This window comes from Actibacterium ureilyticum (assembly GCF_002285435.1).
In the GTDB taxonomy this organism is placed as follows: Bacteria; Pseudomonadota; Alphaproteobacteria; order Rhodobacterales; family Rhodobacteraceae; genus Actibacterium_C; species Actibacterium_C ureilyticum.
In genome coordinates, this window is record NZ_NSBT01000037.1 from 15,809 (window position 1) to 30,644 (window position 14,836).

General features: G+C 64.8%; 10 protein-coding genes and 1 tRNA gene. 8 read left to right on the plus strand and 3 right to left on the minus strand.

What is annotated here, in order from left to right; all coding sequences use genetic code 11:
• The first annotated feature begins 30 nt into the window (after nt 1–30).
• Nucleotides 31–1,107 carry an alkene reductase gene (locus CLM60_RS12965; protein ID WP_095589568.1) on the plus strand — a complete coding sequence of 359 codons (1,077 nt, stop codon included), beginning with the start codon at nt 31–33 and terminating at the stop codon, nt 1,105–1,107.
• Nucleotides 1,108–1,145: 38 nt separating this feature from the next.
• Here CLM60_RS12965 and CLM60_RS12970 read toward each other — a convergent pair whose 3' ends face one another.
• A complete protein-coding gene (locus tag CLM60_RS12970) occupies nt 1,146–2,018 on the minus strand; it encodes a hypothetical protein (RefSeq protein WP_141246507.1) in 873 nt (290 codons plus the stop codon).
• Nucleotides 2,019–2,331: 313 nt separating this feature from the next.
• On the opposite strand from CLM60_RS12970, the gene lon reads away from it, so the two are divergent.
• The gene (lon, locus tag CLM60_RS12975; protein ID WP_095589570.1) at nt 2,332–4,740 is read left to right on the plus strand and encodes an endopeptidase La; all 2,409 of its coding nucleotides are present in this window, start codon (nt 2,332–2,334) and stop codon (nt 4,738–4,740) included.
• Between the two features lie 382 nt (nt 4,741–5,122).
• Nucleotides 5,123–5,197: transfer RNA gene (locus CLM60_RS12980), tRNA-Val, on the plus strand.
• A 76-nt stretch (nt 5,198–5,273) separates the two neighbouring features.
• On the opposite strand, the gene CLM60_RS12985 is transcribed toward CLM60_RS12980, so the two are convergent.
• Nucleotides 5,274–6,212 carry a glucokinase gene (locus CLM60_RS12985; protein ID WP_176473871.1) on the minus strand — a complete coding sequence of 313 codons (939 nt, stop codon included), beginning with the start codon at nt 6,210–6,212 and terminating at the stop codon, nt 5,274–5,276.
• A 174-nt stretch (nt 6,213–6,386) separates the two neighbouring features.
• On the opposite strand from CLM60_RS12985, the gene CLM60_RS12990 reads away from it, so the two are divergent.
• The 4 genes from CLM60_RS12990 (at nt 6,387) to CLM60_RS13005 (ending at nt 12,859) form a co-directional block, all read left to right on the plus strand.
• A complete protein-coding gene (locus CLM60_RS12990; RefSeq protein ID WP_095589572.1) occupies nt 6,387–7,358 on the plus strand; it encodes a TDT family transporter in 972 nt (323 codons plus the stop codon).
• 79 nt (nt 7,359–7,437) lie between these two features.
• Nucleotides 7,438–8,886 (plus strand): IMP dehydrogenase, encoded by a 1,449-nt coding sequence (gene guaB / locus CLM60_RS12995; RefSeq protein ID WP_095589573.1) that lies wholly within the window; start codon nt 7,438–7,440, stop codon nt 8,884–8,886.
• Nucleotides 8,887–8,928: 42 nt separating this feature from the next.
• Nucleotides 8,929–10,101, plus strand: coding sequence for an RsmB/NOP family class I SAM-dependent RNA methyltransferase (locus CLM60_RS13000; RefSeq protein ID WP_095589574.1), 1,173 nt, complete (start codon nt 8,929–8,931; stop codon nt 10,099–10,101).
• A gap of 103 nt (nt 10,102–10,204) precedes the next feature.
• The gene (locus tag CLM60_RS13005) at nt 10,205–12,859 is read left to right on the plus strand and encodes an ATP-binding response regulator (RefSeq protein ID WP_141246508.1); all 2,655 of its coding nucleotides are present in this window, start codon (nt 10,205–10,207) and stop codon (nt 12,857–12,859) included.
• An 11-nt stretch (nt 12,860–12,870) separates the two neighbouring features.
• Here CLM60_RS13005 and CLM60_RS13010 read toward each other — a convergent pair whose 3' ends face one another.
• The gene (locus CLM60_RS13010) at nt 12,871–13,479 is read right to left on the minus strand and encodes a gamma-glutamyl kinase (RefSeq protein ID WP_095589576.1); all 609 of its coding nucleotides are present in this window, start codon (nt 13,477–13,479) and stop codon (nt 12,871–12,873) included.
• A 182-nt stretch (nt 13,480–13,661) separates the two neighbouring features.
• On the opposite strand from CLM60_RS13010, the gene recA reads away from it, so the two are divergent.
• Nucleotides 13,662–14,729: a recombinase RecA gene (gene recA, locus CLM60_RS13015; RefSeq protein ID WP_095589577.1), complete on the plus strand. Its 1,068-nt coding sequence runs from the start codon at nt 13,662–13,664 to the stop codon at nt 14,727–14,729.
• The last annotated feature ends 107 nt before the right edge of the window (nt 14,730–14,836 follow it).

Consider the following 14,836-nt stretch of genomic DNA (forward strand, 5'->3'; position numbering starts at 1 on the left):
CGTGCCTGAAACCGTTGCAGGAGCTCCCCGATGACCGAAAAGCTGTTTACCCCTTTTACTGCTGGCGATCTGGATCTGAAGAACCGGGTCGTGATGGCCCCGCTGACCCGCAACCGTGCCGATGACGAAACGGGCGAGGTGTCCGATCTGCACGTGACCTATTACACGCAGCGCGCCGGGGCCGGGCTGATTGTCAGCGAAGGCACCCAGATCAGCCCCGAGGGCAAGGGCTATATCCAGACGCCGGGCATTCACACGCCCGCACAGGTGGCCGCCTGGCGCAAGGTGACGGATGCGGTCCACGCCCAAGGCGGCAAGATCGTGGTGCAGCTTTGGCATGTGGGGGCGGTCTCGCATACCTCGATCCAGCCCGATGGCCAGGCGCCGGTTTCGGCGTCGGCCCTGACGATGAGCACCAAGACCTTCACCCATGACGGGTTCGCGGCGCCCTCAGCGGCCCGCGCGCTGGAGTTGTCCGAGATCCCGCGCGTGGTGCAGGATTACGTCCATGCCGCGCAATGTGCCAAGGAGGCCGGATTCGACGGGGTCGAACTGCACGCCGCCAATGGCTATTTGATCGAACAATTCCTGAAGGACGGCACCAACAAACGCACCGATGCCTATGGCGGGTCGGTCGAAAACCGGGCGCGGCTGCTGTTCGACGTGATCGACGGGCTGTTGACGGTCTGGGACGCGGGCCGTGTGGGCGTGCGCCTGTCGCCGTTTTCGCCCGCCAACGGGATTTCGGACAGCGACCCGCTGGCGACCTATACCCCGGTGATCGAGCGGCTGAACGGCTATGGCCTGGCCTTTCTGCATATGGTCGAGGGCGAGACCGGCGGCGCCCGTATCGGCGATTTCGACACGCTGCGCAAGCTGTGGCAGGGGCCCTATATGGCCAATAACGGCTATGACCGGGACAGCGCCATTGCCCGTGTGGCCGCGGACGAGGCGGACATGATCGCCTTTGGCCGTCCGTTCATCGCCAATCCCGATCTGGTGGCGCGGTTGAAGGCCGATGCGCCGCTGAACGATCTGGATGGCGACACGCTTTATGGCGGCGGCGAGAAAGGGTTCACCGACTATCCGGCGCTGACGCCCGCCTGATCGCGGCGCTTTGCGGTTCCGGCACGCGCCGGGGCCGCTCAGGCCTCCTGTCCGTAGCCCATGGCGGCGTTGATCTGGGCCATCTTGGTCTCGGACTTCTCGACCATCTCGTCCAGCTTGCGCCCGGCCCAGTCGTCGATCCAGTGCATCATCGCGCGGCGGGTGGGGAAGTCATAGCGTTCCCAGCGGATATGCACGGCGATATCGGCATCGCGCGGCTCGAACACCAGGGTATAGACCGGCAGCTTGCCCGACTTGCCGCGCGCGCGGCCCAGAACTTCGTACTTCGTGCGAAACGACCAGCCGCGCTTGATCTGGTCGAAATGCACGATCTGCTCCACGAACATGCCGTTGCCACGGCTGTTGACCACATGCAGCGCGCCGGGCTGATCCGTGACCCGCTCCATCTCGATCAGGGTGTCGTCATAGTAATATTCGCGCGTATGCGGGTCGGGAAACAGAGACAGCCACAGGTCTTCCTGCTCCATCCGGGTCAGGGTGGTGGCGCGGTCGATATGGACCGCCTGGTTCAGGTACTTGTCCGACCACGCGCCATAGAACAGGTGATGCAGCAGCTGCGCGCCGCCCATGAACAGGATCACGTTCACGATGGGGATCGCCGCGCTGTCGACGTTCAGCGCCGGGAAATACAGCGCCAGCACCGCATAGACCAGAAGCATCAGGCCCAGCGCCTCTATCACGAAGCGATAGGCGGGCATCAGCACGCAAACGACCAGCCCCAGCAGGCTCAGCCCCAGGGCGAAGCCCAGGCTGGCGATGGTCGATACCGGCAGCCCGTGCAGGCTGCGGTCGTCGCCGATGAAGAACAGGTACCCCGACAGCGCGGCCATGGTGCCGAAAATCGCCATTCGCCTGCGTTCCCGATAGATGCGTCGGATCAGTGACTGCATTCGCGCCTCGATTCTTCCCTTTTTGCTCTCATTTCAGCCAAAAGCGGTGTTTTTGAGGCGCCTGACCCGCAGAAACGCGGAAAAACCGGGCCTGTTGCCAAAACCATGCCTGAATTGTCCGGAAATTTGCGATCCGGGCCGTGAAACGGCGCTTGCCCAGCCCGGGGCTTCCCGGCACACTGTGGGGGAAGAGCAGAACGTATGGTTGAAAGCGGCGGATCGCCGTACCAGATATAGAACCATCAAGCGGGGAAGGCCGAAGGTTGCCGTATGGTCGGGACCGGTGCCTTCTTGCCAAGATCAAGGAAAGTACATGCAAGAGCAACTCAGTCAATCCTATCCCGTCCTGCCGCTGCGCGATATCGTGATGTTCCCGCACATGATCGTGCCGCTTTTTGTGGGACGCGAGAAGTCGGTCCGCGCGCTGGAAGAGGTGATGGCGGATGACAAACAGATCCTGCTGTCCAGCCAGATCGACCCCAGCGTCGACGAGCCGACCGCCGACGGTATTTACGATATCGGTGTGCTGGCCAATGTGCTGCAACTTCTGAAGCTGCCCGATGGCACCGTCAAGGTGCTGGTCGAGGGGCGCGCGCGTGTGCGCATCACCGAATATCTGGAAAACGACGATTTCTTCGAGGCCCATGCCGAGATCCTGGAAGAGGTTCCCGGCGACGATGCTACGCTGGAGGCGCTGGTGCGCTCGGTCAGCGATGAGTTCGAACGCTATGCCAAGGTCAAGAAGAACATCCCCGAAGAGGCGATGTCCGCCGTATCCGAAACCCGCGATCCGGCCAAGCTGGCCGATCTGGTGGCCGGTCATCTGGGCGTCAATGTCGACAAGAAGCAGGAGCTTCTGGAGGTCCTGTCCGTGGCCGAGCGGCTGGAGCAGATCTTTGGCCTGATGCAGGGCGAAATGTCGGTCCTGCAGGTCGAGAAAAAGATCAAGACCCGCGTCAAATCCCAGATGGAGCGGACCCAGCGCGAATACTATCTGAACGAGCAGATGAAGGCCATTCAGAAGGAGCTGGGCGACGGCGACGAGGGTCAGAACGAGATCCACGAGCTGGAAGAGCGGATCGACGCGACCGAGCTCAGCAAGGAAGCCCGCGAAAAGGTCGATGGCGAGCTGAAGAAGCTGAAATCCATGAGCCCGATGAGCGCCGAGGCGACGGTGGTGCGCAATTACCTCGATTGGATCCTGTCGATCCCGTGGGGCACCAAATCCCGCGTGAAAAAGGACCTGGGCCGGGCACAGACCGTTCTGGACACCGACCATTACGGGCTTGAGAAGGTCAAGGAGCGTATCGTCGAATACCTGGCGGTGCAGCAGCGGTCGAAAAAGCTGAAAGGTCCGATCCTGTGCCTTGTCGGCCCGCCGGGCGTGGGTAAGACATCGCTGGGCAAATCGGTCGCCAAGGCCACGGGGCGCGAGTTCATCCGCATCAGCCTTGGTGGTGTGCGTGACGAAAGCGAAATCCGCGGCCACCGCCGGACCTATATTGGATCGATGCCGGGCAAGATCATCCAGGCCCTGAAAAAGGCCAAGACGACGAACCCGCTGATCCTTTTGGATGAGATCGACAAGATGGGCCAGGATTTCCGGGGCGATCCGGCATCGGCGATGCTGGAGGTGCTGGATCCTGAACAGAACGGCACCTTCGTGGACCATTACCTGGAGGTCGAATATGACCTTTCGAACGTGATGTTCCTGACTACGGCGAACTCCTACAACATGCCGGGGCCGCTTCTGGACCGGATGGAGATCATCAGCCTGGCCGGCTATACCGAGGATGAAAAGCGCGAGATCGCGCGTCAGCATCTGGTGCCCAAGCAGATCAAGAACCACGGTCTGCGCAAGGGCGAGCTGGACATCACCGATGGCGCGCTGAACGAGATCATCCGCACCTATACCCGCGAGGCCGGGGTCCGGAACCTGGAGCGCGAGATCGCGCGTCTGGCCCGGAAAGCGGTCACCAAGATTGTCAAGAAAGAGGTCGAAAGCGTTGAAATCACGCCGGAAAACCTGTCCGACTATCTGGGGGTGAAGAAGTTCCGCTATGGTCTGGCCGAGATGCACGATCAGGTGGGTGTGGTGACCGGGCTGGCCTGGACCAGCGTCGGCGGCGACCTGCTGTCGATCGAGGCGCTGCGCCTGCCGGGCAAGGGCCGGATGAAGACCACCGGCAAGCTGGGCGACGTGATGAAGGAAAGCATCGACGCGGCCTCCAGCTTCGTGCGGTCCATCGCGCCGGAAATCGGGGTCAAACCGCCGAAATTCGAAACGATGGATATCCACGTCCACGTCCCCGAAGGCGCCACGCCCAAGGACGGCCCCAGCGCGGGTATCGCCATGGTGACCTCGATCGTGTCGGTGCTGACGCAGATCCCGGTCCGCAAGGACATCGCCATGACGGGCGAGGTCACGCTGCGCGGCAATGTGCTGGCCATCGGCGGGTTGAAAGAGAAACTGCTGGCCGCTTTGCGCGGGGGCATCAAGACGGTCCTGATCCCGGAAGAGAACGAGAAGGACCTGGCCGAGATCCCCGACAACGTCAAAGAGGGGCTGACGATCATCCCCGTCGCCCATGTCCGCGACGTGCTGGCCCAAGCGCTGGTCCACCCGCCCGAACCCATCGAATGGGACGAGGCCGCCGAAGAAGCCGCCGCCCAGGCCGCGATGGCGAAGACGGCCCAAGGCCCGAGTGCCACGACGCATTGAGTGGTGCCCTGAAACGAAATGGATTGACCCCCGGCATATTTGCCGGGGGTTTTTCGTTCTCCGTCGCGCCAAATCAGAGGGGTCGATGCAGGCCGCCGTGAGGATTTGAGGGGCCGACGCGCGTGCAGTGTCCCAACTTGGACGCAAGCCAGCGCGCAGAACATGGAAAAATTCTTGCGAAATCACCGACGCAGGGGTGGGGATCTGTTGGAATTGCCGCATCGTTGCCGGGGTTTGCTTTCCCCAATCCCCGAAGAGCCTTGAAGGCGCGGCATTCCATCCTGCGCAAAAGCCTTGTCGCCGCGTTTTTTCCCAATGGACCGAAATCCCTGGCAACAGCCCCTTGCGCCGCGCCGAAAGGCCCGCTATGTACCCCGCTACCGGGTGATTAGCTCAGTGGTAGAGCGCTTCGTTCACATCGAAGATGTCAGGAGTTCAAATCTCTTATCACCCACCATCACTTCGCCGAATGGCCCTTCGCGGGCCGGGAAACGGGCGCTCCCCTTATCGGGTCGAGCGTTCGTTTTCGTTTCTCAGCCCGCGATGACCTGCGCGCAGCCGGTCAGGGCGGCGTAATCGTCGGTGATCTGGATCAGCGGGAAGCGCGCCATCAGGTCGGAAAACCGGCCCTTGGACAGGAAGGCATCGCGAAAGGCGGGACGGTCGAGATAGGGGCTGATCGCGCGGGACATGCCGCCACACAGATAGATGCCCCCGTGCGGCAGAAAGCACAGCGCCAGATCCGATAGGGTCAGCCCCAGCAGCCGCAGAAACGTGTCGACGCTGGCCTGCGCGGCGGGGTCGGTGCCATCGGCATGGGCGGCCAGGATCGCGGCCGCCGTAAGGGTGGTGCCGGTCCGCGCGTGGTGCAGCGCGGCCAGCCCGGGGCCGGAGATCGCCTGTTCCAGCGCGGTGAAGCCCGTGTCATCGGCCAGCCGGTCGGACAGCGCGCGGTCGGCGGGCGTGGGCGTGGGCAGGGCGGTCTGTCCGGCCTCGGCCGCGAAGACCAGCGTCTGGCCGCCCGCGTCGCGCACGGGCGCGATGTTGAACCCGGTGCCGATCCCCACCACCAGCCGGCTGTCGCCCTGCGGCGCGGGGCCGAAAAGCGGCGCGAATGACGCCGCGGGCAGATGCGGCAGGGCGTGCCCCTGTGCCTGCAGGTCGTTCAGGATGCGCGCGCGCGGGGCGCCGGTGGCGGCGATCAGGTCGCTTTCGGATATGCGCCAGTTCAGATTGGTCATCTGCCCCGCGCCATCCTGCACCGGGCCTGCCAGCGCGACACAGACGGCTTCGGGGGCGGGTGCCTGTGTGACCTGCTGGTGATGCACCAGCACCTGCGCCAGCCCCGGAAAATCGGCGTTGCGATAGCGGCAGAGGCTTTCCGGGTCCACGACCCCCGCAACGGCCCGGGCGACACGGGTGTTGGTGCCACCGATATCGGCGACCAGCGAGGTTGCGGGCGGGTGGGCCATGGCTGGGTCCTGTCCTGTGTCCCCGGGCGGGGTTTGCGCTAACATCCCTGATAGGCCGGATCGCCGCGCAACCGCAAGCATCCGCAGGGCGGCGGTTGTGACATTTCCGCTCATGCCCCCGGCGCGGTTCAGGGTATAGACCCTGTATCACCGCAACCAGTCAGGACCGCCCCGATGGACCCGTTCCCCATCCGCCCGAAATTCGCAACCCGCACCCCGCCCGCGATCTTTCCGCCGGTCTTTGGCCTGTTCGGGCTGGGGCTGGCCTGGCGCCGGGCGGGGGACACGTTCCAGATGCCCGCCGCATTGGGCGAGATGATCCTGGGCGCGGTCACGCTGCTGTTTGTGTTCTGTGCGCTGGCCTATGGGATCAAGGTGGCGCGCCGCCCGGCGGTGATCGCCGAGGATCTGCGCGTGCTGCCCGGACGGGCGGGGTTGGCGGCGGCGGTCTTGTGTACCTATCTGCTGGCGGGGGTGCTGGCGCGGATGGATGCGGGCGCGGCGCGGCTGGTGCTGTGGCTGGGGCTGGGTCTGAATGCCGGGCTGATCGGGCTTTACCTGTGGCAGCTGGTCACCGGGCCGGCGGAACAGCGCGTGGTGACGCCGGTCTGGCATCTGATTTTCGTCGGGCCCATCGTGGGGGCCATGGTGGCGGCACAGCTTGGCGCCGGGGCGTTGGCACAGGGGATCTTCTGGGTCACGCTGCCGGTGGCCTTCGGCATCTGGGCGGCCAGCCTGGTGCAGCTGTGGCGCACCCGCTTTCCCGCGCCGCTGCGGCCGTTCCTGGCCATTCACCTGGCGCCCGCCTGTCTGTTGGGGATCGTGGCGCTGATGCTGGGGCGGGTCGGGCTGGCGGTTCTGCTGGGCTATGGCGCGATTGCGATCCTGGCGGCGCTGGTTCTGGCCGGGCGCTGGCTGACGGCGGGGGGCTTTGGCCCGGCCTGGTCGTCCTTTACCTTTCCACTGGCGGCCTTTGCCACGCTGATGCAGCTTCTGGCCAGCGCCGGGCAGGGCGCGGGGTTCCGGCTCGCGGGCGGACTGGCGCTGGTGGCGGCCACGCTGATCGTGCCGGTCATCGCCTTCAAGGTGATGCAGATCTGGGCCAAGGGCCAACTGGGCGCCAAAACCAACGCGGCATCGGCGTGAAAGGCGATTACGGGCTTTTCTTTTGCCCCGGCCCGTGAAATAGGGAAGCGCCAAACGAAAACTCCCAAGGAGGCCGCTCATGGAGATTCGCGAGGCGCTTACATTCGATGATGTTCTGTTGGTTCCGGGCAAAAGCTCGGTCCTGCCGTCGACCGCGAATACGGCGACGCAGGTGACCAAGTCGATCCGGCTGAACATCCCGCTGCTGAGCTCGGCCATGGACACGGTGACCGAGGCGCGGATGGCCATCGCGATGGCACAGGCGGGCGGCATGGGCGTGATCCACCGCAACCTGACGCTGGAAGAACAGGCGCGCGAGGTGCGCCGGGTGAAGCGGTTCGAAAGCGGCGTGGTCTATAACCCGATCACCCTGCGCCCGGAACAGACCCTGGCCGACGCCAAGGAGCTGATCGAGCGGTACAATTTCACGGGTTTCCCAGTTGTGGACGATCGGGGTCATGTCGTGGGGATTGTCACCAATCGCGACATGCGCTTCGCCTCCTCGGACGACACGCCGGTGCACCGGATGATGACCGCCGACAATCTGGCGGTGCTGCGCGAGCCCGCCGATCTGGACGAGGCGAAAAGCCTGATGAAGGCGCGGCGCATCGAAAAGCTGCTGGTCACCAATGCCGAGGGCAAGCTGACCGGCCTGCTGACGCTGAAGGACACCGAACAGGCGGTTCTGAACCCTCATGCCTGCAAGGACGAGCTGGGCCGGCTGCGCGTGGCGGCGGCGACCACCGTGGGCGATGCCGGGTTCGAAAGGTCCGAGGCGCTGATCGACGCGGGTTGCGACCTGATCGTGATCGACACCGCCCACGGCCATTCCGAAGGGGTTGCGATTGCCGTTGAGCGGGTCAAGAAGCTGTCGAACGCCGTTCAGGTGGTCGCGGGCAACGTCGCCACGGCCGAGGCCACGCGCGCCCTGATCGGCGCGGGCGCCGATGCGGTCAAGGTGGGGATCGGGCCGGGCTCGATCTGTACCACGCGGATGGTGGCGGGCGTGGGCGTGCCGCAGTTGACCGCCATCATGGATTGCGCGGCGGCGGCGGGCGACACCCCGGTGATCGCCGATGGCGGCATCAAGTTCTCGGGCGATTTTGCCAAGGCGATTGCGGCGGGCGCGTCCTGTGCCATGGTCGGCTCGATGATCGCGGGCACCGATGAAAGCCCGGGCGAAGTCATTCTGTATCAAGGGCGTAGCTTCAAAAGCTATCGCGGGATGGGCTCGCTTGGGGCGATGGCGCGCGGGTCGGCCGACCGCTATTTCCAGAAGGATGCCGCCAGCGACAAGCTGGTGCCCGAAGGGATCGAGGGCCAGGTGCCCTATAAGGGGTCGGCCAATGCGGTGGTGCACCAGCTGGTGGGCGGTCTGCGCGCGGCGATGGGGTATACCGGTTGCGCCACGGTGGACGAGATGCGGCGGAACTGCAATTTCGTCAAGATCACCGGCGCGGGGCTGAAGGAAAGCCATGTCCATGACGTGCAGATCACGCGCGAAAGCCCGAACTATAGAATCATGTGATTTCACAATGGGTTCTGGTGTGTTCCTGATGCGGTTTCCGGTATGACGCCCGGGGGCCGTGTGGCGGCAGCGATCGAGATTCTGGATCAGGTTCTGACGGGTGAACCGGCGGAAAAGGTCCTGACCAATTGGGCCCGCCGCAGCCGGTTTGCCGGGTCGGGCGACCGGGCGGCGATCCGTGATCTGGTGTTCGATGCGCTGCGCTGCCGTCGGTCCTTTGCCGCACTTGGCGGCGGCGAGACCGGGCGCGGCCTGATCCTGGGCGGTATCCGCGCGGCGGGTGACGACCCCGCCGCGGTTTTCACCGGCGAGGGGCACGCGCCCGCGCCGCTGGATCCGGTCGAGGCCGCCTTGAGCGTCCAATACGACGATCTGCCCGAACCGGTTGCGCTGGACTGTCCCGATTGGCTGGCCGACGATCTGCGCGCTAGTCTGGGGGCCGATTTCGCCGCGGTGATGCAGGCGCTGCGGCACCGCGCGCCGGTCTGGCTGCGGGTGAACCTGTTGAAGGCCACGCGCGATGCGGCCCGCGACGCCCTGACCGAGGACGGGATCGAGACCGAGGCGCATCCCGATTGCGCCACCGCCCTGCGGGTTCTGACGCACCCGCGCCGGGTCCAGAACAGCGCCGCCTACAGCACCGGTCTGGTGGAGCTTCAGGATCTGTCCTCGCAACGGGTTTCTACATTCATTGCGCCGCGCAAAGATCAGAAAATACTGGATTATTGCGCGGGAGGCGGCGGCAAGTCTCTGGCCCTTGCGGCACAGACCGGCGGGCCGGTCTTCGCCCATGACGCCGCGCCCGAGCGGCTGCGCGATCTGCCCGTGCGGGCCGGGCGTGCCGGCGCGGATATCCGGTGCCTGAGCGGCGCCCAGGCCTCGGCACAGGCGCCGTTTGATCTGGTCCTGTGCGACGTGCCCTGTTCCGGCAGCGGCGCCTGGCGCCGGTCGCCCGATGGCAAATGGCGGTTTTCGGCAGCGGATCTGGACCGGCTGCGCGCCACGCAACGGGCGATCCTGGCCCAAGCCGCGACGCTGGTCGCGCCGGGCGGCTGCCTGGCCTATGCCACCTGTTCCTTCCTGCGGGCCGAAAACGAAGATCAGATCGCCGATTTCACCGCCGCCCATCCCGGCTGGACGATGCAGCGCGACCTGCGGCTGTCACCGTTGCAAGGGGGTGACGGTTTCTATGCGGCGCTTCTTTTGCGGGCGTGAATGGGTTTCGAACAACCTGAAGGTGTTTAGTATCCTCTCTTAATCCGGGCTTAAGGTTTTCGCGCGGAAAGTGGTTCAGATCGAATCGAAGAGGAGAGCCCTGGTGTCAGGCCGCGCCTTACTACCTGCCAGTTTCGAAAAATCCGCGCAGGCGATGGCGGGGCGGGCCATGTGGCTGTTGCTGCTGGCCGGGATCCTTGTTCTTGCCTCCCTGCTGCCGGTGCCGCGGCTTTCGGTGATCATGCTGCTGACGGCGGCGACAACGCTGTTTGCGCTGGTGATCGTGTTGCTGCTGATGGCGGCGGTCGCGGGGCGCGATACGCGCGGGGCGGTGCAGAACGCGCAGGCGTTCCATGCCACCGATATCGCGCCGGGCTTTGCCACCGACCTGGACGGCGCGGTGCTGTTTCGCAATGACGCCGCGGTCGAACGGTTCGGCGGCGACCGCGCGCCCACGCTGGCGCGCGCGCTGGGTGAGCTGTTCGCCGATCCCAGCTCGGTCATCTATCGGCTGCAGAACCGGGCCGAGGCGCGCGGCAACGCGATGGAGGATGTGGTGACCCGGCGCGGGCATGTGCGCATCTCGGTCCATCGTGTGGGGCGCGACGCGTTCTATTGGCGCTTTGACGAAATGGAAGACCGCAGCGCCGCGCGCGGGGCGGAAACGCTGAGCCTGCCGTTGATGACGGTGGGGCGCAACGGCACGGTCCTGTTCATGAACGAAGCCGCGCGCAGCCTGCTGGGCGGGCGGGCGCGCAATGCCGAAACCGTTTTGGGGTCGGGCAAGCTGACCTCGGGCGTGGTGATGACGCTGGACGGGGCCGAGGGGCCGTTCCAGGCGCGGGTGATCGACATCAGCGGCCGCAGCGGCCGGCGCGAGATTTATTTCCTGCCGGTAACCGAGGTCGAACAGACCAACCTGCTGGACGATCAGTTCTTTGATGCGGTGCCGGTGGCGCTGATGAAACTGGCGCCCGATGGGCGGATCCTGTTGGCCAACCGGCTGGCGCGCAACCTGCTGTCGATCCCCGATGGCCTGCGCAATTTCAACCAGCATGTCGACGGGCTGGGCCGGTCGGTGCTGGACTGGCTGGAAGATGTCCTGAAGGGCCGCGCGCCCAACAGCGCCGAGGTGCTGCGCGTGCAGCGCGATGACCGCGAGATCTTCGTGCAGGTGACGCTGGAACGGGTCTATGACGCCGGGCAGCAGGCGATTGTCGCGGTGTTGCAGGACGCCACAGAGCTCAAATCGCTCGAGGCGCAGTTCACTCAAAGCCAGAAGATGCAGGCGATCGGGCAACTGGCCGGTGGCGTTGCGCATGACTTCAACAATCTTTTGACTGCGATTTCAGGGCATTGCGACCTGTTGTTGCTGCGCCACGAGCCCGACGCGCCGGATTATGGCGACCTGATGCAGATCCATCAGAATGCCAATCGCGCGGCCAGCCTGGTGGGGCAGCTTCTGGCATTCTCGCGCAAGCAGACCCTGCGGCCGGAATTGGTCGACCTGACCGATGCGCTGGGGGATCTGACCCATCTGCTGAACCGGCTGGTGGGCGAGACGATCCGGATCGACCTGATCCACGACCCGGACCTGGCGATGATCCGCGCCGACAAGCGGCAGTTGGAGCAGGTGATCATGAACCTGGTGGTCAATGCGCGGGACGCGATGGCTGACGGGGGCGAGATCCGGATCGAAACCGAAACGGTCGAGCTGCGTGACGATCTGCAGCGTGACCGCGCGGTGGTCCCGGCGGGCCGCTACGTGCAGGTGCGCGTCACCGATCAGGGCAGCGGCATCCCCAAGGACAAGATCGACAAGATCTTCGAGCCGTTTTTCACCACCAAGAAACTGGGCGAGGGGACGGGGCTGGGCCTGTCGACCGCCTATGGCATCGTCAAGCAGTCGGGCGGGTTCATCTTCGTCGACAGCCAGATCGGGCAGGGCACGCAGTTCACCCTGTTCTTCCCCGCGCGCGAGGAAGAGGTCACCCAGCCGGCGCAAACACCAGACGCGGCCTTGCCTGCCGAGCCGTCGGAACCGGCACTGGTCCTGTCACCGGCCGCGCGGGTCCCCGAAGACGCGCCGTTGAATACGGCAGAGGATCCGGACACGGCAGAGGATGACGCGCCCAACGCGCCGCTGCTGGAGCCCGACGAGATTCTGTTCCACACCCGGCGGCTGCCCGCGACCGGTCGCGATACAGACCCCGAAGAAGACGGTTTCAATCTGTTTTCCCCGCAGACCGACCTGGACGAACCGCTGCAGAATGTCCGCGCGCTGCTGCGCGACCCCGCGCCCGACGCGCCGCAAGCGCCCGCCGATGCCACATCTGAGGCGCCCGAACCGGCCACGACCCCGGCCCCGGCGACCGAAGCCGACACAGCGGCCGGAAATGGCGTCGTGCTTCTGGTCGAGGACGAGGCGCCGGTGCGCGCCTTTGCCTCGCGCGCGCTGCGGATGCGCGGCTTCACGGTGATCGAGGCCGAGAATGCCGAAGATGCGCTGTCGACCCTGCAGGATCGGGCGCTGTCGGTGGATGTCTTCGTGACCGATGTGGTCATGCCGGGGATGGACGGGCCAAGTTGGGTGCAGCAGGCGTTGCAGGACCGGCCCGATACGCGCGTGGTTTTCGTGTCAGGCTACGCCGAGGACTCGTTTTCCGACACCCAGTCGCGGATCCCGAACTCCGTCTTCTTGCCGAAGCCGTTTTCGCTGACCGAATTGACCAGCACGGTCGACGCCCAGATGCAGTGAGCGTGCGCGGGTCAGGCCGGTTCCGTCATCAGGCGCTGATGCAGCGCGATATCCGGCGCCAGACGGTCGTGCAACCTGTCGCGCAGCCCCGCCGGCAGGCTCAGGTCCCCATCGGGCGAGACGTTCAGCCGGGGCGGGGCGGGAATATCGGCGCCCAGCCTGTCGGACAGGAACCGCCGCAGCCCGTCAGGGCGTTCATAGGCGAACAGGTGCTTGACGATCACCTTGCCCTGGCGGTTCGACACGAAACGGGCCTGTGATCCCAGCGCGGCCCAGGGCGGCGGCGCGTCCGACAGATACCCGGCGACGAAATCCGCAAAGCAGAGCCCGGCGGTCGATTTCGCATCGCCCTCCAGCTGCGCCCGGCTGCGATAGCGGTACCAGCTGCCCAGCCAGTCGACCGGATCGCGGATCACCGCCACCATGGACAGATTTCGATCGCGATCCGGGTCCAGAACCGGCAGTATTTCACGGCGGAACCGGCGGGCGGGCATGTGCTTCATCGCCTGCGGATGGCGCAGCACGATATCGGCATGCTGGTCCAGAACCGCGGCCCAGGCATGGGTGCCGGTCTTGGGCACCGACAGGAACACCAGCCCGGCCTTCCAGAAAATCATCATTGGTTGCTGCCCGCTCAGGTTTTTCTTTGTCGTAAACTACTCTTTAACCAAGCGTGCGCAAAACTGATTTTCAGAAAACTAACTTGAAATGTTCCCCTTTTGTCTGCATAGCTAAAAGAACAAGAGGCGAACAAGAGCAATGATTGCCGCCCGCGCACGGGTGTGAAATAAGGAACCGACAAATGGCAACGGCGAACCTTCTGGACATGGCTGACAAGCGGAATTCTGACAAGGAAAAGGCCCTGGAATCGGCGCTCGCACAGATCGAGCGGCAATTCGGCAAGGGCTCGATCATGAAACTGGGCGCGGACAATCCGGTGGCCGAGATCGAGGCGACCTCGACCGGGTCGTTGGGCTTGGATATCGCGCTGGGGATCGGCGGCCTGCCCAAGGGGCGGATTATCGAGATTTATGGCCCCGAAAGCTCGGGCAAGACCACGCTGACGCTGCATTGCGTGGCCGAGGAACAGAAAAAAGGCGGCGTCTGCGCCTTTGTCGACGCCGAACACGCGCTGGACCCGCAATATGCGAAAAAGCTGGGCGTGAACCTGGACGAACTGCTGATCAGCCAGCCCGACACCGGCGAACAGGCGTTGGAGATCACCGATACGCTGGTGCGTTCGGGCGCGGTCAGCATGGTTGTCGTCGATTCGGTCGCGGCGCTGACGCCGAAATCCGAGCTTGAGGGCGATATGGGCGACAGCAGCGTGGGCGTGCAGGCCCGCCTGATGAGCCAGGCGATGCGCAAGTTGACGGGTTCCATCGCGCGGTCCAACTGCATGGTGATCTTCATCAACCAGATCCGGATGAAGATCGGCGTGATGTTCGGCAGCCCCGAAACCACCACAGGCGGCAACGCGCTGAAATTCTACAGCTCGGTCCGGCTGGACATCCGCCGCATTGGCGCGATCAAGGACCGGGACGAGGTCGTGGGCAACCAGACCCGCGTCAAAGTGGTCAAGAACAAGGTCGCGCCGCCGTTCAAACAGGTGGAATTCGACATCATGTATGGCGAGGGCATCTCGAAAACCGGCGAGCTGCTGGATCTGGGCGTAAAGGCCGGCGTGGTCGAGAAATCCGGCGCCTGGTTCAGCTATGGCGACGAACGGATCGGCCAAGGGCGCGAGAACGCCAAGAATTTCCTGAAGGAAAACAAGGCCATCGCGCTGCAGATCGAGGATAAGATCCGCGCCGCGCACGGGCTGGAATTCGACCTGCCTGAGGATGACCCGGACGTGATCGACGCCTGAAACCGATAAAAGATGCAAAAGACTGGCCGGGGCGACCCGGCCTTTTCTTTTGAACCCGGCCGCGCACGGGCGCAAAGAAATGCGGGCAAGGCCCCCGGTTTGACACC

Bases quoted from the DNA above. Each gene is read 5' to 3' on its own strand.
- CLM60_RS13000 (WP_095589574.1), top strand. From the start codon at position 8,929: ATGACGCCCGGGGGCCGTGTGGCGGCAGCGATCGAGATTCTGGATCAG.
- lon (WP_095589570.1), top strand. From the start codon at position 2,332: ATGCAAGAGCAACTCAGTCAATCCTATCCCGTCCTGCCGCTGCGCGAT.
- CLM60_RS12985 (WP_176473871.1), bottom strand. From the start codon at position 6,212: ATGGCCCACCCGCCCGCAACCTCGCTGGTCGCCGATATCGGTGGCACC.
- recA (WP_095589577.1), top strand. From the start codon at position 13,662: ATGGCAACGGCGAACCTTCTGGACATGGCTGACAAGCGGAATTCTGAC.
- CLM60_RS12965 (WP_095589568.1), top strand. From the start codon at position 31: ATGACCGAAAAGCTGTTTACCCCTTTTACTGCTGGCGATCTGGATCTG.
- CLM60_RS12990 (WP_095589572.1), top strand. From the start codon at position 6,387: ATGGACCCGTTCCCCATCCGCCCGAAATTCGCAACCCGCACCCCGCCC.
- guaB (WP_095589573.1), top strand. From the start codon at position 7,438: ATGGAGATTCGCGAGGCGCTTACATTCGATGATGTTCTGTTGGTTCCG.
- CLM60_RS13010 (WP_095589576.1), bottom strand. From the start codon at position 13,479: ATGATGATTTTCTGGAAGGCCGGGCTGGTGTTCCTGTCGGTGCCCAAG.
- CLM60_RS12970 (WP_141246507.1), bottom strand. From the start codon at position 2,018: ATGCAGTCACTGATCCGACGCATCTATCGGGAACGCAGGCGAATGGCG.